This is a genomic window from Paenibacillus sp. LjRoot153, from assembly GCF_964253085.1.
Taxonomy (GTDB): domain Bacteria; phylum Bacillota; class Bacilli; order Paenibacillales; family NBRC-103111; genus Paenibacillus_E.
In genome coordinates this window covers 2332706-2356443 of sequence record NZ_CAXUQH020000001.1, presented here as the reverse complement: position 1 = coordinate 2356443, position 23738 = coordinate 2332706, and the positions used below count along the sequence as shown (strand labels likewise).

Here is a 23738-nt window from a genome sequence, read left to right as displayed (position 1 = left end):
AAAGTCTTAAGGCAGGAAAGCCGCCTTAGCCTCATAATCGGTTGCAGAGAGGTACCGTGAGGTTTATATTAAGAGAACTTACATTTATTGCGTTGTTCTGGAGGGCGTAACTATGCTTCAACATATGGCTAAAAAATATAAAGATCAGCATAAAATTTCTAGGCTGCAATCTTCCTTTTTCCGAAAAAACTTGATTATTGTCTTATTCATTACCTGTCTGCCAACTACTTTTATTGGGTTCACACTGTATTTTATTGGGGTTCACCGCATTGAAACCGAAGTAAATAAAACCCACCAATTAAGTGTTAATCAGATTTCGAAACAATTGGATGACCAACTCTCCCAACTCGAGATACGCCTCGCTCAATGGGTATTCAATCCCATATTTAGTGAGAAATTGAAAACGCTAAATTTTGGTCAAGAAGTAGACTTCACCAGGGATATGCTGAAGTCACTCCTGCTTATGCAGGAATCGAATCCGCTTATCGATGAAGTCTCTTTGTATATTGATAGCAACCAAACTTTGATTAGCAGCTCCCGTGGCGTTAACAAGCTGAATCAAATGCAACAAAATCCACATGATGCTTACCTGCATCTACTGCAAGAGAAGAAGAATATTTTCTGGACCAAGTCCTTACCTTTACAGAGCATTACCAATAGCCCTTCCGTTCCTACCGACTTTAAATATAGCTTGGTACATAAATTACCTGGCGATTCCTCTGAGAAGTATGGGGTATTCATCGTTAGAATAAATACTGCCAAGTTAATCACTTATTTCTCTGAACTAAGTGATTCAAGTGCTCCTTTTCTTATGGATACGAATGGGGATTGGTTAGTTGGAGGTCGTCCCCCTACATCAGAAGCTAGTCTTCTAGAAAATACGATTCACAATGAAATCATGGATCGCTGGCCAAAGCAGAAAGAAGACACTTTCCTGTATGGCTTTCGCAACACCAAATATTCAATTTCTTACCACACCTTCTCAAGATTAGGGACGGAGTGGATATTTACGACTTTCTCCGACATTTCCAACATATCCAAACCTGTCATTCTCATGTCTCGCCTGATTATAAGTATTAGTGTATTCGGTTTCATTACCGCCATTTGTTTATCCTGGTTTGCGTCTCAGCGGATCTATCAACCCATTGCCCGATTAATGGGAACCGTGATAAAGGATAAAAAGGACCGAGGGAATGTGAGAGGGGATGAGCTGACCTTCATTGAGAAGGAATGGCAACATTTATCTCGCGAAAGTCACATCTTGCAAACGAAGGTTGAAGAACAACTGCCTACCCTTCGTGAAGGTTTTATGCTCCAGTTGGTTCAAGGACGCTTGTATTATTTAGACGAGAATGAGTTAACTGCAAGGATGTCCTATTACGGTTGGGACACCGTTGGTCAACAGTACACAGTGATTGCCGTGCAATTGATTGGATTGACATCAGAAGGCGGGAAATTCAAAGAGGATGATGAGCAGCTTGTCACCTTTGCCGCTGCCAATATTGTAGATGAAATTACTCATTTGCATATTGAACAGGCTTATGTGATTAATTTTCAGGATTTATTCGTTGGGATTATCCTTGCACTCCCAACAGATACCCCGGGTATGACAATGAAGAAAGAATTGACTCAGTTATCCCAAGAGATTATTACAACGCTGAATCATATCCTCAAGCTTCAAGTTACTGTTTGCATTGGCCAACTCAGTAATGAGCTTACCCGCATTCCTACCTTAATGGAAGAAGCCCGCCATACACTTCGATTCAGGAAGTTGCTTGAAGCCAATCAAATTATTGATATGGATTCCTTAATCATTTCAGGAGATTATACGTTCCGGTATCCCTTTGAGATTGAGAAGGAACTTATCCATGCCATTCGTTTGGGGCAAGAAGAGGAGGCGTTTCATCGGGCCGAGGAGTTCATTGCTGAATTAGATCGGAACGCAGGTGTTGAACTGTTCCTCCAACAAGCCATGATGCAACTAATAGGAAATGTGAATAACACTCTGCTGCAGGCCGGATTTAATGTTTATTCCTATCACAGGGGTCACAATATCATGGAGGAGCTCCTTCAGCTGCGACAATCCGATGAAATGTTGAAGTGGTTTAAAAGCAATGTCATCTCCCCCTATGTGATGGAAATGCATGAATCGTATCATGCCCATTTAACACAGAACATCGAGAAAGTCATTCGACTGGTTGAAGAGAGATACATGACTGACTTGTCGCTAGAGGAATGTGCAGACCTGCTAGGTGTTCATGTAACTTCACTCAGTAAAACCTTTAAGCAAATCAAAGGCATTAACTACGTTGATTATGTAACGAAGGTACGCATTGATACTTCCAAGAAGCTATTACTGGAAACTGATCTGAAAATCAGTGAAATAGCTGAAAAGGTTGGCTACCAGCATTCCTGGTTTAACCGAGTGTTCAAAAAATCGGAAGGGGTTACACCTACCCAATTTAGAGAACAGCAACGGTAGTCAATTTGTGTTAAAAGGCCCTGCATCTCAACTCTAATGAGATGCAAGGCCTTGCTGTGTCTTTCAACTGGTAGACATTCCATTTCTATGCTACAGCTTATCAAGCTCTTGCCTAAGGGTTCTCACCATTTCTTGATAATGTATGTCTACTCGTGCTTTTGCGGCTCTCGCTTTGTCTCTTGCTTCTTCAGGGTGCAGGGCTAGTTGGCATACAGCAGGAACAATCCGCTGTCGATCCTCTTCCTGATCCAAATCGAACAGCCATTCACCTAGACCGATGTCCTGCCACATCCATCCTTTCGTCGACTGTTCTTCCCACCGACAAACAATAGCAGGGATACCATGACCAATACACATAATCGGCGAATGCATCTCACTTCCAAAAAGTCCAGCTGATCGTATATATACGCTTATTGCCTCATCCGGCAACCAAAATTCCTCACGCCAAACGACCCGTGTTTTGATATCATCTGGCAACTTATTAATAAGCATTTCCTTGCTTAGCTCCATTTGCGTCATATCCTCGGGACACACCAGGACTTTCAGCGATGTCTGTCGGACGACTTCAATGATGGCTTGCCGGATATCAGCATGATCTTGTTCTTTCATCAACTCATTGTAGGCATGCTTTTCCTCATTGAATGGTACGTTTTTTACTTTCCAGAACGGTGTATATCTGTTTCTGACAACACAGCAAAGGAATTGACCTTCATAGAGATCATTTGCAGCGAGGAAAGCTTGAGCCCGCTGTTCATCTCTCAGATCGACGGCGAAAGCACCATCAGGGCCAAATTTCATCAGAGGACTCGTAATTTCGTCGCCTAGTGCTTTCTCCAAAGAAACGGAATCTCTAAAATAGATAAACTTGGCTTGTGACAAAATGGTCTTCATCTCAGGCCAATTAGATTCATTATAGCCTCCATATGTGATACCAAATACACCAAAAGACTTGCCCATATGCTTTGTATAGGCAATCATATCCTCATGTCCAACGAGTAATGGTCCTGAGCCATGTAATACAAATACACTTCGATCTATGGCTTCCTGCAACTCCCGATTGGTCGCCCTTCCATCGGTGCCGATACTTCCCATCACAATCGAAAGATGAGGGAACCTTCTATGAATCATATCCCTAACTTCATCAGAGAAGTCTTCCGAAGCCCAGAGAATGACCTCCACCTCGGGTAAATAAGCCTGCAGTAGTTGTAGTACGCCTGGGGTATGAGCAATATCGCCAATGTTGACTACCTGCCAAGAAGATCGCAAGATGATTGTATTTTTGGTCATAATTATTTATCACTCCTTATCATCTTACTTGGTTGTTCTACTAATCGTAATCGTGAATCTATTTTCCTGCATTAAGAGTTAATTGTTTGGTATCATTTTTTTTGACCAAAATAGTCTTACTACCAGAAAGCCGCTCCATTTAGCAAGGGTTTGGATAAGCAATAGCATGTATCTGCTTAAAAAATATCAAAAAACCTTACGATACCTCGTAAGGTTTGACCAGCTTCATTGCCGCTTCCAACTGAGCCGCTAAACCCGTACCCATTTGTGAAAGAATTCGATAACCGTTACGCTGAAGCTCTTCCCCTGCTTTGTTGTTCTGTGTCACGCCATGCAGGATACCATCGGGTGTCACATACTTGGCAAGTGAATCCCTCGCTCTATTGCAGGAAGAAAGAGTATTGCTATCGAGTATACCTAGCTTTACACCGATAGCCAATGCCGTAGCAATCGCAGATGAGCCTGACGTTTCTACTCCCGTGTGCGGCTCATTCACGTATACAAACCAAAGCCCATCTTGCGACTGGTACTTCATCACCTCTTCCGCGACACGCGCAAGCTCTAGCTTAAGTAGGTCTATGCGTCTCAACGCTGCCTCGGGTAAACCATAAATCTCTTGAAGCACCCGCAACGTACGCGCCATTCCCAGCATGTACCAAGCATAAGCTCTCGACCATTGGCAGAAGCTTCTGCTGCCATCCGACTGATAGCGCAAATATAGCGCATTTTCCCAAGCTAGCTTATCCTTTCGTATCTCTAACTGTTGAAGCGCTGAGTCCACTAAATCCACTCTTTCGTAGATCTTAGCTAACACAGCCATGGGATAGGCAATTGTGTAGCAGCCTTCAGCAGATAGCATAGCGCCATCCCAGATTGAACCATCTTCAGCTCGCTCGGAAAGCCAGAACGCAATCGCTTTCTCAAGCGCAGGATGCTGCGGCTCCAACTGAGCAAGTGCAGCGAAAGGCAACGTCCCCTCAATGCCGTATACCTGTCCGTCAACAGGCTCACTACGGGGATTCTCATAGCGTAGTATCCCTTGCTTATCAATGAACATTAGAATGTGCTTCCTCGCTGTTTCGCGAAAATGTCCTCCTCCTACTGCCTGCTCTAAATCAAGCAGACCATCCAGCACACAGCCTTCGAGCCAACCGAAAGGTTGCAAAGATGACATGGAGGCAAGCGTATTTGAAAGCCTTGACCAAGGGTTGAAGGATTCACAGGGTGTCCTAAGAAGATGAGGCAGCAACAAGGGAGCTTCTACTGGGCCCTCTGTGAAAATCCATAGGGACGCACTTCCTTTTACCAATCGCAGCTCGACTCCCTCGCTTGAAATGAGTGCCATTTGCGTAGCAGTTAATTGTAACTGGTAGGGTTGAAAGACAGAGGCATAACGAATATCCAAAATGCCGATCTGTACACTTGTTACTGCAGTAGCTACCTCGACACAAACTTCCTCACGTAAATCCAAAGCAACCGAAATTCTCAAATACCCTGGTTGATTGCTAACTGGAACAGACCAGAATAGCCTTACCCACTCCTTGGAAGAAGCCCCCACTGCAGTGGCTGACCATCCAAATGGGATACGCTTCCCCTCTGGAACAGCACAACTTTGGTTACTAACTGTACTTGCCAAAACATAAATCTTGTCATTCTGTCGTGTATTTGTCTTTATATCCATACATAAATGTCGTTCCCCTCAACATCAACCTCATACCCGCGGAGCTGAACACCGCCTTCAACCAAATGCTTGCCGTCGGTCAGCCCGAACTCCCAACCGTGCCAAGGGCAGCGTAAAATCTCTTGATCTCGCCCATATTCGTATTCATATACCAAAGAAGGAAGGCGTGTTCCGCAAATGACCCCTTCGCAAACGGGAGCCGCCGCGTGAGGGCACATATTCCGCCACACATAGTAGCTGCCATTAACAAGAAAGATGCCGATTTCTATGCCGTTGATGCTAACAATTTTGCGTCCATTCTCTATCAAGTCATTAACTTTAGCTGCTGGGTATTTCGTTTTTACTTTACTCATGTCTACACCCCCTGTTTAACGACAGGGAATGTGTGTTGACCATATAATTCCACAGCATTATCGGCAAGAATTCGCTGTCTCAAGTCTTTGCGTATTGGCTGGAGCACCATTTTGGGATTGTCGAAATCCCAGTGTGGGTAATCCGAAGAGAACATCACCATATTGTCAGCGCCAATCATATCAAAGATCTGATTAAGATGTTCAGGCTTTGCAGGCTCTTCGATCGGTTGTGTCGTTAAACGAATATGCTCTCTAATATAATCTGAGGGCAATCGTTTAAGCCACGGGACAAGATCCCTTAGCGCTTTATAGTTCTTGTCCATCCGCCACATCAGATGTGGTAACCAGGCAATACCACCTTCTATGGCGACAAACTTCAATTTAGGGAACTTTTCGAATACACCTTCGCAAACTAAGCTATTCACGTGAGCCATATAATTTGTTGGGAGTATATTATGCCATTCCAAATATGTCGTTGGATATCCTGAAGGAGTTGGCGCTCCAGCAATGCCTCTGCCTTCTGTCCCAGGATGAACAGCAACGGGTAATCCGTTACGCTCGGCTGCTTCATAAATCGGATGAAAGCAGCGTTGACCAAACAATTGCCGTGAACCGCTGCACATAATCACTTGAATCATATCGGGATGCTTGGCCATGCGATCAATCTCTTTGGCAGCCGCCAACGGATCAGCGTGGTTCACAAGAATAGAACCTTTATACACAGGACTTGCCTTCAGCCAAGTTTCGACCAGCCAATCGTTGTAGGCACTAGCCACCACATTCCCATAATCTGGATTCGGATTTAGCGAAATTCCCAATATGCCTGAGCCTGTCAATATCCCGTAATCAATGTTGTACTTTTCAAAATGGTGTTTAAGCATATGATGCGGATCACTGCCAGGTATGCCCCCACCATTAGGAATGGCATCTTTACGCATAACACCCACGGGTGAATGCCAACCTCCGCCATAGCCTGGGCCAGCAGACAGCCAATAATCATGCCAGACTTTGGGCAAATACGGCAGCAGGTCCTTGTTATGCGCAATGGCATTATGGACATCTGCATCAATAATATTCGGTTTATTGAACATTCGAAATCGCCTCCAGGTAACGTATGAAATCCTTTATATATCTCACTATAAAGGGTCGAAATCACTACGTACATGAAGGATAATTCTGAAAATATGGATTTTTGTTATGTCAATATCTCATGAATTTCGATACTCACGAGGATTCATCCCCGTATCTTTTGAGAAGATACGCGAGAAGTAGAAAGAATCTGCAAATCCACAATCTTCTGCAATTTGTCTAATCGGCAACTTCGTGCTTTTCAACAAAAATTTCGCGCGATCTAGTCTGACTTTGGTTACATACTCAATTAAGCTTAAACCCGTATATTTCTTAAATGTAATCGATAAATAACCCGGAGATATTGAAACATATTCGGCAATTATTTCCCGAGTCATATTTTCTTTATAGTTCGCTCGAATAAATTCGGAAGCTTTTTCAATCAGACTAGCTGTTGAACTCTGTTCTAGTAGTTCCATACCCACGAGCTCATTGACTCGCTGTACGTTATTTAGAAACTCTAGTTTTACGAGCCATTCATAGCTTCTGCTTTTGGACTGCCACATATGGAAAGCTTTGCGAAACGAATCTTCGATAGTTGCTTGCCCGATTGGAAAAACTTCACCGCAGATCGGTAACTTCCCAATGCTATCCATGGATAGCATTTCCCCATTTTCCCATCGCACAAGTCGATATTGAAAATGAAACGAAAAAAAACAGACGGGATGCGCTGGCGTCGTTGTGATTCGCATGTGGGCGTTTGGCCATACTTGAAACAATTGCCCTGGATGAAGTGGGTACGGCTTGCCATCGATCTCAAGAGTGCCTGCACCTTGATACACGTACGAAAGTGTATGCAATCTTGTCTTGTCGCGCAGCAATTCGTGATTAAAGTGGTCCCAATACGCTTTATCTCGCTCTACAACATCGATAATTCTTGGGGTGAAGCTCGTCAGGAATTCATCATTCATATCTGGTCTGCCTTTTCGCGATATTGGCCTGGCGTTATTCCCTCATACTTTTTAAATAGTCGGTTGAAATAGGGAGGCTGATAGCCAACTTGGATTGCGATATCATTAATTTTCTCGTCTGTCTCTACGAGTAGCTTTTTGGCTTGATTAAGCCTATATTGTGTCAAATAGTCAATGAACGTCTGTCCAGTTACTTGCTTGAAGCCGACACTTAATTTCTTCGAATAGGTGCCATGAAGGTCAGCACATGCTTCAAGTGAGATATCCTTGGCATAAGTTGTGTGAATGGTTTGAAGCACATTTTCAACTAACTGCTTGAGCTGCATATCTTGTGTGCTGTGTAAACGATACACATAAGGCTCAATAATATGTTGCTTCATCCAAGCAAGTATGGCTTCAGGCTCACGGACTTCGGCCAGTTGTTCCCACATATCCAGCCCTTCATTCAAAGCGAGTGGGTTATACCCCGAAATCATAATGGTATTCAGCATATTACTACATAATTGTAGCAGTCCTTGTCGAACACCTAACTCAATAGCCGACTGCTTCTTGAGAATCCGAAGAAACTCATCCAACATGTGAGAAAGCTCTGGTTCATTACCTGAGCGCAATGCCTTAAGGAGGAGACTTTCTTCTTCGAAAGGATAAAGAATGGCATCATGACCGCCCGGAATGAGTTCATTCACATCCAGAATCTGCTGCTCTTCCCCTATTTTCCGGTGATTCAACGCACTACGAGTGTCATCAAATAAAAATGGAAGTCTGCGTAACTCCGAGGTACGTGCACCAACACTTACAGTTACTTCCAATTTCAATAAGCTATTTAACGTATGGGCAAGCTCTTCTGCCAAGTGAAATAGATTCGACTGCATGCTTTCCACAGTCATTTCTGAAGGTTGACGAATTAAAATCCCGAGCGTCATATCATGAAAATTAACCGTATTCACATCCAAGCCTTTACCCTTCGTTAACTCTTGGGTAATGTTCACGGCTGCGAAGGTAACGAGTTGTTCGTCACCTTGCGAGAATTTGCCTTCCGATCGATAAATACCATGCAATTGTACAGCCATTACGGCAAACACACGATCCGTCACTTCCCACCCATACTGTACCATGCGGTCTGCCAATTCATTTTCGCTTAAAAATGAAAGATGCCCTTGTAAGAGCTGTAAGAGAAAGTTCTCCCGTAAAGACGGCAATTGTTGATCAACTCTCTCTTGCAATATTTGACTTTCCCGTGAAAGATGCTTCCATTCATCAGCGATCGTTGCAAATTCATCTGTCGTAGCTGCGGCTCGACCTGGTAATAGCTGTTGCATCAGCCGTTGAACGGGTTGGTACATCTGACGATAGGAATACCATGATAGGAATAAGGCAAGCAGGATCCCGAAGCAGCCGGTCAAAATCATGAAGCGTGACACGGTCTGAACGGGTTTGGTCATTTGTTCCAATGGTGTAGCAGCGGCAATAATCCACATATTCTCAATGCGCTTCATCTGGCCGTATGAAACCGAATAGGCTTCGCCGTCCCAAGACTCAACAGCGGAAGCATGATCTATCTTCTGTTCTTTAACCGAATTCATCAAAGTGAGATCTAGCGAAGTGGGTTGATGAATATCAGTTGCCCCTAATGAAACGATGCCTCCATCCTGCTGCATTAGAATGGTCGACCCCGTCCCTTCTGAGTCTAACTCGGCAATTAGTGCATTTAACTGTTTAGCGCTTACATCAATAATTAACGCTGCCTCAGTCTCTACAAGTCCGCCAGGAATGCGCACAATCAGGGTATAGGGTACATTCTCATTTCGTGGTGTCAGGCGATTGGTCCAGTAAACATCCCGTTGGTAAGAAGCCAATGCCCGGTACATCATCTTCTCCTCCGTCGATTCAATGTTAACAATGCCCGTGCTTTCTTTAATCAGCACCTGCTGCTTATCAAGATATAAGGTAACTTCCTGAATGAGGGGGTCAGAGGATTTAATCCACGTTAAAGCTTGATAAATTGAACGCGTGCTTCGGTAGTCTTTAAACAAATCCAAGTCCTTATAACTGCTGCTTAAATTTAAATTAAATGACCATTGGGCCATGATCGATTCTAAATGATTTAAATTTTCATTGATGCGCTCCGTCGCGTAGGCAACTTGATTGCGATGTGTCTTCTGCGCCTCTGCCTCGATCTGCTGTGTACCAAGAACATACAAAATCATGCCAATGATGGCTGCTGGCAGACAAGCACTTAGGATTGCGATCAGAAATCCTTTCCGTTGATAATGTTGTCTCCGCATAGGTTTAATCCTCCTAATCAACTTAAGATGATTTATCCATTACCTGTTGTCCATCCATCATATAAGAAAAAAAAGCCGTCTGCAAAGGGAAAATAATTAAAAACAGGCCAAGAATAAATGTGCAAGAGCAGGAAATTTGCCTTACCCAAAAGTGATAGTCTTGGAAATAACCCAGAAAAACTATCTAATTGATGGAAATACACTTTATGCCTAAAGTAAAGCCAAGAGACCGACACTACTTCTGGGAAAGGTGAAAACTATGAAGAACAAAACCATGCTTATTGCCCCTCCTCATGCAGGCCAACCTGTATCTACACCAGCTCTATCCAACTGGATCCGAGTTTGGAGGGGCTTGAAACGAGACCGAATGCTTTACCTAATTGCCTCTCCCATGCTGGTATACTTCCTTATCTTTAAGTATCTGCCGATGTGGGGTGTACTCATTGCCTTCAAAGATTATTCCCCCTATCTAGGCTTCTGGGATAGTCCTTGGGTTGGATTTCAACATTTCGAAAGATTCTTTGCCAACGATAGTTTTTTCCAGCTTTTACGCAACACGCTAGCCATCAATCTACTGAATTTAGTCTTTTTCTTCCCGCTTCCCATTGTGCTTGCACTCATGCTGAATGAAGTACGGAAAGAATGGATTAAGCGAATAATTCAATCCGTTATTTATTTACCCCATTTTCTATCCTGGGTGGTTATTGTCGGGATTACATATTTGATGTTATCCACCTCTAGTGGTTTCGTGAATAAGTTTCTGGAGTCGCTCGGCTATGACAAAATCAATTTCTTAACGAGTCAAGGCTTATTCTGGGCTTTGCTCACGCTGCAATCCATTTGGAAAGAAGTAGGCTGGGGTACCGTTATCTTCTTGGCCGCAATTGCATCTGTGGATACGCAACTCTTCGAAGCGGCACGAATGGACGGCGCAGGCAGACTTCGCCAAATCTGGCACGTCACCTTGCCTGCTATCCGCAATGTTATTATTATTCTGCTCATTCTGCGTATCGGGCATATGATGGATGTTGGCTTTGAACAGGTGTATCTGATGATGAACGGCGCTGTTTCCGATGTTGCGGACGTATTCGATACGTATGTCTATCGCAGCGGTATTCAGCAAGCGCAATTCAGCTTTAGTACCGCTGTAGGTTTGTTTAAATCTATTGTAGGTGTGATTTTGGTTGTTATGACAAACCGGCTTGCCAAGAAGTTTGGCGATGACGGTATTTACTAGGAGGGCTGATCAATGACTCAACGCACTACAGCCGACAAGTGGTTTGAAGGAAGTATTTTAGCAGCATTAATCGTGGTTGCTCTGGTTATGCTATTTCCCTTTTACTATATAACTGCTGTTTCTTTTACATCACCCATTGAATACTTAAAAAAAACCGTCGTCATCTTCCCAGAAAAATGGACACTTGACTCTTATCGCTATCTGCTTTCAAATAACGTATTTATCCAAGCAGCAGGTGTGAGTACTTTTCTAGCTACCGTTGGTACATCATTAAGCTTAATCATTACTTCCGCTGGCGCGTATGCTTTATCTAGAAAACGACTTCAAGGCCGCAGAATTCTATTGATCTTAATTTTAATGACAACACTATTCAACCCAGGCATCATTCCACCTTATTTAGTTGTAAGAGATTTACATTTAATAAACACCATATGGGCACTTATCTTACCCGTTTTGACAAGTGGGTGGTATGTCATCTTAATGAAAGGATTCTTCGACAGCATTCCAGATGAGCTTGAAGAAGCTGCCAAAATTGATGGTGCAACAGATATGGGCGTTTGGTTCCGTATTATTTTACCCTTATCCCTACCATCGCTTGCCGCATTTGGCCTTTTCTATGCAGTAGCCTACTGGAACACATTCTTCTCTGCTGTCCTTTATATAACGAAGCCAGATCTTCGTCCCATGCAGATTGTGCTTCAAATGCTCCTTATTGATTCCTCCTCTTCTTCTTCCGGAGAGATTGCGAATTCAATGGCTGGGGACATTGCAATCCCGACAGACACGTTGAAAATGGCAGCTGTGGTCATTTCTACAGTACCTATACTGCTCGTGTATCCGCTGCTCCAAAAACATTTTGCAAAAGGGGTGATGGTCGGATCTATTAAGGGGTAATCTGCCCATGTGTTTCATTAGAAAATTAGTTTTCGTAATGTATGTTAGGTCAAAAAATTGTATGATATCCATGGGAGGTTGATTCACTTGATTCACTTGTACACAAAGAAAAACGTATTTGCGAAAAGTACAGTTATCGGTCTAATCGCTGCCTTAACCCTTACAGCCTGCAGCGCCGACAAAACAGCAACAACGGAGAAAAAAGCAGAACCCACCAGTAACGAGCCTGTGAAAATTTCAATTTTTACTAACCAACAAGGCGCTCAGGCTGTTGACCCTGCCAATCCAATTCTCCAAGAAATAGAAAAGAAAACGAATTCGAAACTTAACATTACCTGGGTTCCCGTGAACACGTACTCCGAGAAGACAAAGGTCATGCTTGCATCCGGTGATTTATCCGATCTTAACTTGGTTATGAATGTCTTTGATTCACAGGTTGTGCAAATGGCGACATCCGGTGCTTTCTGGGATATTACCCCTTATATCAAAGATTATAAAACGCTAAGCGCTATGCCTGCTGTCGTTTGGGACAATGCCAAAATTAAAGGGAAAAATTACGGCGTTCCTCGTCCGCGCTCGTTAGAAGGTGTTTGGGGCGTACACGTCCGTAAGGATTGGTTAGATAAGTTGGGTATGAAAGTACCTGAAACGATGGATGAGATGTATGCTGTGCTCAAAGCTTTCACAGAAAAAGATCCGGACGGCAACGGCAAGGCTGATACGATTGGGCTCACAGGCCAAGTGGATGCGGATGGTATGGGTTTATATGGATGGGTTGAAGATGTCTTTAACAACAATAATGGTTTTTGGAAGCTTGTAAATAATCAAATCACCATCGCTGCTTTAGAACCATCAGAACGTAAAGCATTGGAATGGCTTAAAAAGGCTTATGACGAAAAAGTACTTACACAAGATTTTGCCGTTATCAAGAATTCCCAAGCACGCGAGCAATATATGGGAGGTAAAGCTGGTGTCCTCGGCTCAGCACTTAATCCGCAATGGCTCTATACGGATGCTATGCGTAAAATTGATCCGAAAGCTGACTCTCTACCACTCACTTATTTAATGACACCAGAAGGCAATAAATTTGCCGCTCAAGATGTTGGGAACTTCGGTATGTACGTTATTCCTAAAACGGTGTCAGAAGCCAAAATGAAACAGATCTTAGGGTTTATGGACAAATTATTATCCGATGAAGTCGCGGATATCGCTGCTTATGGCATTCTAGACAAGCACTATACGATCAAAGATGGTTTTAAAACAGCTACAGAACAAGCCAAAATTGACAACATTCCAGACGTTTCCAATAACCTTTTACAAATCGCTCAGAAGTACGATAAATACACACGCGCTTACTACAATGGCATACCCAAAGAGTTCTATGATCGCAGCAAAAAGATTATTGATGACCGTAGTGCCTTTAGTAAACCTAATGCAGCTTATGGTCTCATCTCACAAACCAACTTAACGAGTGGCCCGGAATTGAACAAGAAAATTTTGGATATGAAAATCAAAGTAATTATGGGCAAAGAATCCTTAACGGCTTGGGATGAGTTCGTAGCGAAAACGAAAGCAGATCCAACGTATCAAAAAATTGTGCAAGAAATGACAGAAGCATACAAAAATAAATAATACGGCTAAAGCAAATAGAGATCGAAGACAAGTATTCATCTACCTGTCTCGATCTCTATTTTTCTCTATCGTTACCTCACCTAAGATCAATTGTAATAAGACTGATTTGTCTGTTGCACCTGTTCCCTGTACTTTCCAGGATTGACGCCAAACCTCTTGACGAATTGATGACTTAGATACGAAGCATCCCCAAGCCCGCATGCAGCAGCAATTTCAACAAGGCTATCGTTAGAATTCTCCAGCATGCCCTTCGCTTTCTTTAATCGAAGCTCACGAAGCATCTGCATGGGGTTCATTTGATATTGCTCTATGAAAATCTTATCTAAATAGTTGGTATTTAAATGTACGAGGTTTGCGAATGTTTTTCTCGTAATTTTCTCATGATAGGACCCATTAATAAATGAAATGACCTTTTCTAACCTTTCGTCGTTTCTACCTGCCTGGAAGATGCGACTGACCCGGCCATTATGATCCCAGCTCTCTAGTAATAAATGGACTAATTGCATGCCAAAACCTGATAACTCAAGTTCACGAAAGGGAGAGTCTTTTTTTTGCCAAGCAGCTAAAAGCTTGTAAAAAATGGCGGAGTAAGCCACTGGATCCATCAATGACATCACTTCAGGCAGGGGATATAAACGGAACAAATCAACTTGGTAGCTGTTTCTCACATCAATTAGCAACCAAAGGTGTAGACCTGGCGTTGTTGCTTTCTCAGCGAATGGTAATCCAGGAGCGTGCAGCATGACTTGTCCGGATTTCGCAGTTTGCGCCTTACTGCCATCCTCCACGTCCACCTGACCTTCCAATATAAAACTGACAACCCAAGACGGATAAATCAGGTTTTGTATATCGATGCTCTTATACGAGGATTTCTCAACCTGAAACAAGCGAATTTGCCAGTATTCGTCCATTATTCCCTTTGAATCCTTCACCAAGATCACTCCTAACCATCATTCAAGCTTTATGATTTCATCCGGTTTTCTCATACAGCATAGCACTTGCTTACCCACGATTACTAGCCCCTCTTCTTGTTATAAGGTCGTTCATATGGCTGCCATTGGGAATGCCCAGGTAAAAGATTCTGCGACTTTAGAGGGCTCGAAGTGATCCATTCCTCCTGGAGAGTTAGAACCTTTAACCATATTTGCTCCGTTTCTGCAATACCAATACGTTTCAACGATGATGGACTTTGGTTCATTTCCCCAACAATCGTCCCCATACGTTCGAGCGCTGCGTCTACTATTTGACTTCCGTAATCTCCCGAAGCTTCCATAGCATCTGAACCGATGGCTAATGTCCCATCCGAACCTGGCTTGTTGGCAAGCGAACTTAACGTTAAATCAACAAGTTCAGGACGAATGTACATTAATTGGGATATCTCATATTTGCCTGCATGATCCCCTTTATATCGGTCAGCCACTAGGTCACCATCTGTAAATACCTGTACCTCAAATCCAAACGCTTCTTGAAATAACGATGCGGTCAAGCGCAAATCATGCTCATTCCCGCCGGCATGGCCTGTTAGTACGAATGCACTTGTGAACCCTGCATTGGCAAACGATCTCAATTGGTATATAAAAAAATATAGAAGAACATGAGGAGGCATGGAGGTCATTCGTGGATTCTCCTCACCTATAACCTCATCCAGCCATCCAGCGTGGAAGCCAGTTTCATGAAGGGTATACCCTAGAGAAGGAGCAACGACACCGCCATAACGCAGTGCCGCTTTGTCGCATAAATATTCTGCTTTAATTAGATCAAGACCATACACAGCTATTTGCCCATGAGGTTCACATAACCCAATAGGAAGATACACCACAGGGCACTCTTTCATTCTGGCTTGTAGCTCCACTGGATAGCATTCCGTCCAGCGGACACGTTGATCTGTTGTCATTACAACATCTCTCCTGTTCTACCAATACTTCGTATCGTAAAAATTACGTATCCAACGATGCTTGGTTCGCAGCGCATGAAATACCTCGTCAGAGAGAGGGCTAGTCTGAAGTACCTGTAAATTATCATCAGCATGTGCTGGAATATGCATGGATACCAAGGCAGAAGTAACCGCAGGCGAGTGCAGCACAAACTTGATTGCAAGCTGCGCAAGTGTTCGCGTTTCCTCGTCCAAATAAGGTAGAAGGCGATTCACTTTCTCGATATATTGGGAGCGCGGTACATTTTCAAAGAAAGTTTTTCGGAAGTCGTTCTCTGCAAATGTTGTTGATTCTGTTAAGAAACCCGTCAATCCGCCTTCATCTAGCACACATCTTGCGATAAACGCAACGCCGTGTTGTTCACAAAGCGGTAATAAGCAATCAAGTGCCAGCGGATCGAAAATATTAAGAATCGTCTGAACTGAATCAATCGCCCCGCTCTGAACTAACGTGAGTGCTGTATCATGGCGGTGATCGTTTATCGATATACCGATCGCACGAATTTTACCTGCTTCTTTAGCACGAAGCAGCTCTTCCATCCAGTAGTCAGTCTTCTCCCAGCATGGCCAATATTGGTGCATTTGCATTAAATCTATCGACTCCACACCCAGTAGTTGTAGAGACTCATCAATATCAGATGTGACGCACCCTTTTGGGAAACAAGCCTCCACTGGTGCAGGCATCCCCCAAGTTGAGCCAGCTCCACGGGGGCGTATCTTTGAAGCGATGAAAGGGCGGTCTCCCTTCCATTGCTTCAGTGCCTTTCCAACAATATCTTCTGATGCCCCATATCCGCGTGCTGTATCAATGAGGTTAACACCTTTATCTAAACTGTGAAGCACCGAGCTAATTAATTCATTCTCATTATAAGAACCGAAAGCACCACCAAGTCCCATTGCGCCAAATCCAAGTCTAGAGATTGAATCCCCAGTAGAAGGGAAAATACTATTTTTCATAGGGATTACACCTCCTCTTTGGATTGGAAGCCCTTATAGACTGCTTTTCCATCCTTTGAGATAATCGGGCCATTCTTATAAATAGCGCCACTTCTTGGGTCTTTCGAGCCTTCTACCGCATATTGCATTACGTAAGCTTTGCGTGTACCTTGACTTCGGTTAGGTGTGCTTCGGTGGAACAACAACGAGTGGAACGCGACCATACTTCCTTTTTTCAAAGGTACTGGTGTCCCCTGTACATCCCCGTAGTAACACAACCATCCGATGTCCGTTTTCACATGTTCCACAAATCCTTTATGATGCGATCCTTCTTGAATCCAAATGCAACCGTTCTCCAGGGTAGCGTCCTCAAGTGCTAGCCAACAAGTCAAATAGTGCATAGGCTCAATCGGTGCATACCCATTATCCTGATGCCATGGAAAGTCCCTCTTCGCTTCTGGTCGTTTGTAAACGGATTGATCCCAATACAGACGAATGTCAGGCCCAAGGATCGAAGTAGTCAACTCTACAAACCGATCATCGGCTGTAAACCGCTGCAGTTCAGGACTCATGAAGTTTAAGCCAGAGGTAAAATTAATCTGATTGGGTATATTGTTAAAACCTTGTCCTGCCCCGCTGAGACGACGCTCCGATTCCTGATCAAAACCATCTATAATATTGCGTACACGATCCATTTCTTCATTTGAGAATAGATTATTAAAAATGATAAATCCTTGTTCTTGGTATTGCTGCTGCTGATCTTTTGTTAACATCTCTGATTCGCTCCCTCATTTGCTAGTATTCTTACATAGCAATCATCTAACAAAAGGCTCTCATTCACAATTTGAACGCTACGCTATTACGTTGTGTTTTTTACTCTTTTTTGGTTTTTGTGACTTATCTTCTCAGCCTGTAATCTGCACTGAAGCAGATAGGTCATTGGCGAAAGTCCAGTCTCCTCCTTGAACAAATGTCGGAAACGATTGTAACTATAGCCTACTACTTAGCCATCTCTCCAAAATGAATTTTATTCTGGTAATGTTCGTCTAAGAATCTTCGTGCCTACGCCAGTCTTACGTCAACCATCGCTTATTTAATTAACGAAGCATGGACCCATCACCATCTTATTCATAGCCCTAAAATATTCCGATGACTTTGAATGGATTTTTGAAGTCAGGCGGCACTTCATTCGTTATGTTTCTTGAGATTTATTTGCAAAATCAAATAAAAACATAAACAAAAGGGACGCCATTGCGCCCCTTTTGTTTAGTGTTTCTTTCATGAGCAAGATTACCATACCGTCATTCGCCGGCAACCTGCACAAAGCAACATTCCCAGCCATCAATGGATTTTGTCCATACCAGCACGCATCCACCTTTACCCGTTAGCAAGGCTAACCGGCTCACTGCTTGCATCTAGAGAGTAGTTGATAACAACGGTGTTGATATCTTCGTGTCTAGCAATATAACCGAGATCGGTTATCCAGTGAAATCGTTCAAAAACAATACGAATCCAAGCATTGATCTATCTTTTGTAACTCGGACTGGACGCTACATTACATTTAAAATGAATACGGCCAAGACAGCTTGGTGGACGATTAACGAAATCAACCTCTATTCCCAATAAGCTACAAAGGACTTGAAGCGTGACATGCCTCAAGTCCTTTTATATTGTTCTACTAGCCATTTATTCTAGAAGTTCTTGCGTATGCACCAAACGACGATAATCTTCGGGAGACATCTGTACATACAACTTGAAATTTCTGTAAAAGGTAGCCATACTCTGGAACCCGGAGTCATAGCAAATATCTGTTACGCTCATGCTTGTCACCGCTAATAATCGCTTCGCATGTTGAATACGAAGGGTTATTATATGACTTTTAAATTTTCTGCCTGTTGATTCCAAAATCAATCTGGATAAATGTGACTGACTAATATGAAATAATAGTGTCAATTGTGAAAGGTCTATGTCTCTTTGATAATGCTGCTCCATGTATTGTAAGACCGGGCGGATATATTCATAATTATGCATGCCATCCAACCAGGTCGAACTGCTGATCTCATTCTTGGACATTCGCAGAAGTTCTACACAAATCGACAAAAGTAAGCTCTTAACAGCCGTTCTATACCCCGGAATCCTATATTCCATCTCTTCATACATCTGCTTAATCTTCATACGCAGCTGCTCCATAACCACAGCTTTTCCATCCAGGCGATTGCGCAAATGAAAAGGGTAATATCGGAAAGGAACCATAAGTTCCGGTTCTTCTTTTGCTAACAATTCGGAATCAAAATAAAGAAATATAAACTCACAAGGATCATTGATTTCTGACTTGGCGATATGTCTCTCCAATATATTTACAATAAAAATATCGCCTGGGGTTACGGGATATACGGCGTCGCCAAAATAAAACTGCCCGCTACCTGAAAGACACAACCCCATTTCAAAGCTATGGTGCTGATGCTGCGTTTCGAATTCAGCGCTTGGCGTCCATTTAAAAATATCAATCGGCAGTTCTTTATCTTCGTATGTAATGTGCAGAATCATTCGGGTACCCTTCCCTAATTGATAATCCATTCTCTGTACTCATTGTAACAAAGAAAAGCCCAGGAAGGGAATGACTCCCCTACCTGGTTGTGGATAATACATTGACAGGCTATCCCATTACTTTCTATTGCTTTAGTTTTATGAACACTTCATAGCTTCTCCGAGCACACTCAGAAATTGCAATGGGATGAAATCCGATGACTGCAGAATAAAGTGTATCGTTAAGTGGTTTAATCCAATGCTCGGGTATCTGTTTGGCCCCTAGAGAAGCACCCATGATAGAACCTACTGTAGCACCATTACAATCCGTATCCCACCCGCCTAAAACCGATGTTGCAATCGCCTTAGTGAAATCTCCTTGGGCAAACACGAGAGAGGCTGCGACCAAAGCTGCGTTATTATTGGTATGCACGGGATCATAATGGCTGAAAGCATCCCAAACGCGTTTGACCAGTGTAAGTTGATCATTTGTACCTTGGGCAATTTCTACAGCTTTATGAATATCTTGCGCTAAACGGCAATTTCGTGGAATCTCACTCAAACCGATTTCCACAATTTTACGTGGATCAGACTCGACAAACGCAGCAGCTATCATCGCAGCAACAAACATTTCACCATAAATTCCGTTTCGAACATGAGAGAACGAGGCATCTCGCCATGCGAAATCTGCTGCAAGTTCCGGCTGACCTGCTGCTCCGTAAGCGAAGCCATCCGCTCGTATTTGTGCACCAATAAACTCGCGGTATGGATTCAGATAAGTACGCACCCAATGCTTCTTTTGACTCCAATCCACTGGTCGTTTTACTTCTCCATAATGATGGGTCACTTGGGCGAAATTTAAATAGGATTGTGTTTCCGCCGTACACACTTGGTTATAGGACAATAGTTCATGCCATAACTTGCCAATGTCCCAGGAATCCCAGTTATGTCCGTTTCTCTCCAGCATGATTAATCCAAGCACAGTGTAACGTATATCATCATCCGTTTGCATGTAGGAAATGCGCTCTCTAGTGCTCTCCTTTCCATAATGAGCCAATTCAATTCCATACTCTTCCTGAGCGGAGGATTTACCAGGTGTATAGCCATTAATCGGCCAAGCATCTGCTCCCTTGAACCAGAGATGAACATTTTCCCAGCCTGCTCTACCATGCGAACCGCCCATAAAGTTTGACCACTCCAGCGGCTTACCGAGCGCACAACCAATTGCTCTTCCGAGCCATGCTCCATTGAATTTATCCAGCCATTGTTCAGAGCTCATCTCTCTTTCTATTTTACGGGGACCAATTGGACGAAGCATGCGAATCTGTTCCAATTCATTCGGTTCATCCTCATTTGGACTATGCGCAATCAAAGAACATAAATCCTCATAAATCTTCATTAATTCAATCTGATTCTCACCTGTCGCTTCAATACGCGCGAGAAAACCATCTACATTACATGCTTCATATTTACGTTGTCTAACTTCATCTTTTAGTAAATCTTGTAAACCTACCCATCCAGCCATCTAGCTTCCTCCCATGCATTAGCTACTTCTTGTTTAAGTCTACAAGAAACTACGCCAATTTCCTTCCCATAATATGCAGCCCATTCTCATTTATTGTGAATGTAGAAGGTTGGATTCCAATCGTAAAGTTCATGCATTACACTTAAATAAACAAACAGAGAAGGAAGGAACGACTCACGATGAAAAACATTTATGTTGTTGGCAGTATTAATATGGACATCGTCAACAAAGTACATCATTTCCCTCATCCAGGAGAAACCGTTGAAGGACTACATACCGCCTACTACCCTGGTGGAAAAGGTGCTAATCAAGCAGTAGCAGCAGCAATGTCAGGTTCCAACGTCCAGATGGTCGGGGCGATTGGAAATGATGCATTTGGGACACCTCTATTAAACTCCTTACGAGACAAAGGCGTACAGGTGGGTCATGTAAAGTCGAAAGAAAGCGGATCTGGTTTAGCTTTTATTACGGTGAACGAGGAAGGTGAAAATTGTATTATGCTTTCGCAGGGAGCAAATGGGCAACTATCTGGAACTGATCTTCCCAATGAAATGTGGGACGATGCTGCATTAATTTTGCTGCAGAACGAAATTTCATGGGATATAAACCTTCAAATTATACATAAAGCGAAAGAACGCGGAATTCCAGTCTGGATGAACCCCGCGCCTGCGTTCCTATTACCCAATGACATCTATGCATCCATTCATACCTTAATCTTAAACGAAACCGAAGCTGGATTGCTGACAGATCGATTAATTGTAGATGAAAATGATGCTTTGCTGGCGATTACGCAATTAATAAATAAAGGGATTGCACGCGTCGTCTTAACATTGGGAAGTAAAGGTTTAATAATAGCAGATGAGACAAAGCAACTTACGTATTTCAATGCGTATTTGGTAAATTCAGTCGATACGACTGCTGCTGGAGATACGTTTATCGGTACCTTTGCCTCATCTTGGTTGTCTGGTCAAACACTTTGTGAAAGTATGCAGTTCGCCTCCACTGCTGCCGCAATTGCCGTTACTAAACCTGGAGCACAAGACAGCATTCCTAGCAAATCTGACATTGAAGCATTTATTCGCTCGGAACCAAGACCTAGTCAACGAATTCTCAGTTACTTGAATTGAAACCTCATTGCCCCCAAACCATTCGTTAGCAGTTTGAGAGCACTCACTGTTATCGTGCCCTACTATGTCATATATTTGCTCCAAGAGGCCACCGTTTAACCATAACCCCATAAGGTTCTATTTCTATTTTACCTTCTAGCAAGCCAAAATTCAGATAATCTCGGACACATTCCTTAAAGTTTAAAATTTGGGTAGTAGACGTATAATTAAGAAATATCGTAATCTCCATCTGGATGGTTTCTGGTCACAACTTCTACTTCAGCGGAATATGAGCCCAAGTTTCTGTTGGATCCTTAATTTGAATGCAATTTAAGAGCTGGTCCGTGTTTTCCTTCGTGAAGAAAGTACCAAAATGAGAAGAGAAGGGGGCGGCGATATGCCGCTTAAACTGGTACCCATGTACTAACAGATAGTTTTCTCATCATTATTGAATGAATGTTTAAAGCCCTACGATTTTTATCGTAAGGCTGATATTATTCAGGTTAATGTACCAACCGCCCATCCCGAAACCTTACAACCCGCTTCGCCTGCTCCGCAATCTGCCAATCATGCGTAATTACAATAATCGTCCTGCCTTGCTCGTTTAACCGCCTGAAAATATCCATAATCTCTGCACCCGTCTTCGAATCCAACGCGCCCGTTGGCTCATCTGCCAAAATAATCGGTGGATCACCTGCCAACGTGCGTGCTATCGCAACACGTTGCTGCTGTCCACCAGACAACTCCGAAGGAAAGTGCTTCCTGCGATCTAGCAAATCCACTGCTTCCAGCGCTTGTAATACGAGCGGCTCCCTCTGTTTTCTAGATAATCCGCGATAGATTAATGGTAACTCCACATTTTCATATGCGTTTAACCTCGGCAGTAGGTTGAAGCTTTGGAAAACAAACCCGATCTTCCGATTACGTATCTCAGCCAATTGTGAATCCTTCAGCGAATGAATCTGCTTCCCGTCTAGAACATACTGGCCATCGTCGGACACGTCCAAGCAACCTATAATGTTCATCAACGTTGACTTGCCGGATCCCGACGGCCCCATAATGGCGACATATTCACCCTGCGCGATAGTTAACGAAATGTCGTCCAACGCCTTTATCGTTTCGTCTCCCATGAAATAAAATTTGCTCACATGCTCAATTTGGATTAAGGCTGTCATTGTCTTCGCCTCCATTATTTGATGCCAAATAAATGAAGAATACTATGCTCCAACCTAACAACTTACCGCTTCGCCTTATAAAATTCATGATAAAGCTTCATTAACGCCCGCTTCTCAATCCGCGACACATACGAACGCGAAATGCCCAACTCCTTCGCAATCTCCCGCTGCGTCCGCTCTTCGCCGCCCAGCTCCAACCCGAACCTTCCGACTACGACTTCTTTCTCACGGTCGTCCAATATTTCCAAATTTCTGTAAATTTTTGACTTCTCGATTTTTAGTTGCACCGCATCCACCACATCGTCTGCCTCGCTGCCGAGGATGTCAATCAAAGTAATCTCGTTCCCCTCTTTATCCGTTCCGATCGGGTCATGCAGTGATACGTCTTTGCGTGTTTTCTTTAAGGAGCGCAGATGCATCAGGATCTCATTCTCAATGCAACGTGCCGCAAATGTCGCCAACTTCGTGCCCTTGTTCGGGGAGAAGGATTCGATAGCTTTGATCAGTCCAATCGTCCCGATGGAGATCAAATCTTCCAAATCTTCCCCCGTATTGTCGAATTTTTTGAGGTTGTGAACACGAAGCAACGTAATTTTCAAATAACACCCGGAATAAGGTGTCTGCATACTGCTCTATATTTACTGTTA

General features: G+C 43.2%; 21 protein-coding genes. 6 read left to right on the top strand and 15 right to left on the bottom strand.

Translation table 11 applies throughout. The features are described 5' to 3' along the window. Nucleotides 1-112: 112 nt before the first annotated feature. Nucleotides 113-2482 (top strand): helix-turn-helix domain-containing protein, encoded by a 2370-nt coding sequence (locus tag ACSQ8P_RS10390; RefSeq protein WP_436235105.1) that lies wholly within the window; start codon nucleotides 113-115, stop codon nucleotides 2480-2482. A 90-nt stretch (nucleotides 2483-2572) separates the two neighbouring features. On the opposite strand, the gene ACSQ8P_RS10385 is transcribed toward ACSQ8P_RS10390, so the two are convergent. From ACSQ8P_RS10385 to ACSQ8P_RS10360, 6 genes are all read right to left on the bottom strand, one after another. After that, a complete protein-coding gene (locus ACSQ8P_RS10385; RefSeq protein WP_436235104.1) occupies nucleotides 2573-3769 on the bottom strand; it encodes a polysaccharide pyruvyl transferase family protein in 1197 nt (398 codons plus the stop codon). A 196-nt stretch (nucleotides 3770-3965) separates the two neighbouring features. Continuing rightward, entirely contained in the window at nucleotides 3966-5450 is a 1485-nt protein-coding gene (locus ACSQ8P_RS10380; protein ID WP_436235103.1) for a glycoside hydrolase family 88 protein, read from the bottom strand. Next, entirely contained in the window at nucleotides 5441-5803 is a 363-nt protein-coding gene (locus ACSQ8P_RS10375) for a Rieske (2Fe-2S) protein (RefSeq protein ID WP_436235102.1), read from the bottom strand. Before ACSQ8P_RS10375 ends, ACSQ8P_RS10380 begins: the two co-directional genes overlap by 10 nt. A gap of 2 nt (nucleotides 5804-5805) precedes the next feature. Then, complete coding sequence (locus tag ACSQ8P_RS10370; RefSeq protein ID WP_436235101.1) at nucleotides 5806-6894, bottom strand: amidohydrolase family protein; 1089 nt, start codon at nucleotides 6892-6894, stop codon at nucleotides 5806-5808. 117 nt (nucleotides 6895-7011) lie between these two features. Further along, entirely contained in the window at nucleotides 7012-7842 is an 831-nt protein-coding gene (locus ACSQ8P_RS10365; protein WP_436235100.1) for an AraC family transcriptional regulator, read from the bottom strand. Next, the gene (locus tag ACSQ8P_RS10360) at nucleotides 7839-10127 is read right to left on the bottom strand and encodes an AraC family transcriptional regulator (RefSeq protein ID WP_436235099.1); all 2289 of its coding nucleotides are present in this window, start codon (nucleotides 10125-10127) and stop codon (nucleotides 7839-7841) included. Before ACSQ8P_RS10360 ends, ACSQ8P_RS10365 begins: the two co-directional genes overlap by 4 nt. A 259-nt stretch (nucleotides 10128-10386) precedes the next feature. On the opposite strand from ACSQ8P_RS10360, the gene ACSQ8P_RS10355 reads away from it, so the two are divergent. The 3 genes from ACSQ8P_RS10355 (at nucleotide 10387) to ACSQ8P_RS10345 (ending at nucleotide 13890) form a co-directional block, all read left to right on the top strand. Further along, nucleotides 10387-11364, top strand: coding sequence for an ABC transporter permease (locus ACSQ8P_RS10355; RefSeq protein WP_436235098.1), 978 nt, complete (start codon nucleotides 10387-10389; stop codon nucleotides 11362-11364). A 12-nt stretch (nucleotides 11365-11376) separates the two neighbouring features. Continuing rightward, nucleotides 11377-12258, top strand: a complete 882-nt coding sequence (locus tag ACSQ8P_RS10350; RefSeq protein ID WP_436235097.1) for a carbohydrate ABC transporter permease — start codon at nucleotides 11377-11379, stop codon at nucleotides 12256-12258. 87 nt (nucleotides 12259-12345) lie between these two features. Then, nucleotides 12346-13890 carry an extracellular solute-binding protein gene (locus tag ACSQ8P_RS10345; protein ID WP_436235096.1) on the top strand — a complete coding sequence of 515 codons (1545 nt, stop codon included), beginning with the start codon at nucleotides 12346-12348 and terminating at the stop codon, nucleotides 13888-13890. Between the two features lie 86 nt (nucleotides 13891-13976). On the opposite strand, the gene ACSQ8P_RS10340 is transcribed toward ACSQ8P_RS10345, so the two are convergent. From ACSQ8P_RS10340 to ACSQ8P_RS10325, 4 genes are all read right to left on the bottom strand, one after another. Continuing rightward, nucleotides 13977-14822 (bottom strand): helix-turn-helix domain-containing protein, encoded by an 846-nt coding sequence (locus ACSQ8P_RS10340; RefSeq protein WP_436235095.1) that lies wholly within the window; start codon nucleotides 14820-14822, stop codon nucleotides 13977-13979. A gap of 83 nt (nucleotides 14823-14905) precedes the next feature. After that, complete coding sequence (locus ACSQ8P_RS10335) at nucleotides 14906-15784, bottom strand: creatininase family protein (RefSeq protein ID WP_436235094.1); 879 nt, start codon at nucleotides 15782-15784, stop codon at nucleotides 14906-14908. 18 nt (nucleotides 15785-15802) lie between these two features. Then, nucleotides 15803-16780, bottom strand: coding sequence for an aldo/keto reductase (locus ACSQ8P_RS10330; protein WP_436235093.1), 978 nt, complete (start codon nucleotides 16778-16780; stop codon nucleotides 15803-15805). 5 nt (nucleotides 16781-16785) lie between these two features. After that, nucleotides 16786-17532: a phytanoyl-CoA dioxygenase family protein gene (locus tag ACSQ8P_RS10325; protein WP_436235092.1), complete on the bottom strand. Its 747-nt coding sequence runs from the start codon at nucleotides 17530-17532 to the stop codon at nucleotides 16786-16788. Between the two features lie 679 nt (nucleotides 17533-18211). Here ACSQ8P_RS10325 and ACSQ8P_RS10320 point away from each other — a divergent pair. Next, nucleotides 18212-18385, top strand: a complete 174-nt coding sequence (locus ACSQ8P_RS10320; RefSeq protein WP_436235091.1) for a hypothetical protein — start codon at nucleotides 18212-18214, stop codon at nucleotides 18383-18385. A gap of 60 nt (nucleotides 18386-18445) precedes the next feature. Here the strand turns inward: ACSQ8P_RS10320 and ACSQ8P_RS10315 are convergent, their stop codons facing one another. Together ACSQ8P_RS10315 and ACSQ8P_RS10310 are read right to left on the bottom strand one after the other, a co-directional pair. Further along, nucleotides 18446-19336: a helix-turn-helix domain-containing protein gene (locus tag ACSQ8P_RS10315; RefSeq protein ID WP_436235090.1), complete on the bottom strand. Its 891-nt coding sequence runs from the start codon at nucleotides 19334-19336 to the stop codon at nucleotides 18446-18448. A gap of 94 nt (nucleotides 19337-19430) precedes the next feature. Then, a complete protein-coding gene (locus ACSQ8P_RS10310) occupies nucleotides 19431-20810 on the bottom strand; it encodes an ADP-ribosylglycohydrolase family protein (protein WP_436235089.1) in 1380 nt (459 codons plus the stop codon). A gap of 179 nt (nucleotides 20811-20989) precedes the next feature. Between ACSQ8P_RS10310 and rbsK the strand changes: the two genes are divergently transcribed. Continuing rightward, complete coding sequence (gene rbsK / locus ACSQ8P_RS10305; protein WP_436235088.1) at nucleotides 20990-21937, top strand: ribokinase; 948 nt, start codon at nucleotides 20990-20992, stop codon at nucleotides 21935-21937. A 67-nt stretch (nucleotides 21938-22004) separates the two neighbouring features. On the opposite strand, the gene ACSQ8P_RS10300 is transcribed toward rbsK, so the two are convergent. The 3 genes from ACSQ8P_RS10300 to sigK form a co-directional block, all read right to left on the bottom strand. Then, a complete protein-coding gene (locus ACSQ8P_RS10300; protein ID WP_436235087.1) occupies nucleotides 22005-22166 on the bottom strand; it encodes a Beta-galactosidase C-terminal domain in 162 nt (53 codons plus the stop codon). A gap of 253 nt (nucleotides 22167-22419) precedes the next feature. Further along, nucleotides 22420-23091 (bottom strand): ABC transporter ATP-binding protein, encoded by a 672-nt coding sequence (locus tag ACSQ8P_RS10295; protein ID WP_436235086.1) that lies wholly within the window; start codon nucleotides 23089-23091, stop codon nucleotides 22420-22422. A gap of 62 nt (nucleotides 23092-23153) precedes the next feature. Beyond that, entirely contained in the window at nucleotides 23154-23717 is a 564-nt protein-coding gene (sigK, locus tag ACSQ8P_RS10290) for an RNA polymerase sporulation sigma factor SigK (protein ID WP_436235085.1), read from the bottom strand. Between the last annotated feature and the right edge of the window lie 21 nt (nucleotides 23718-23738).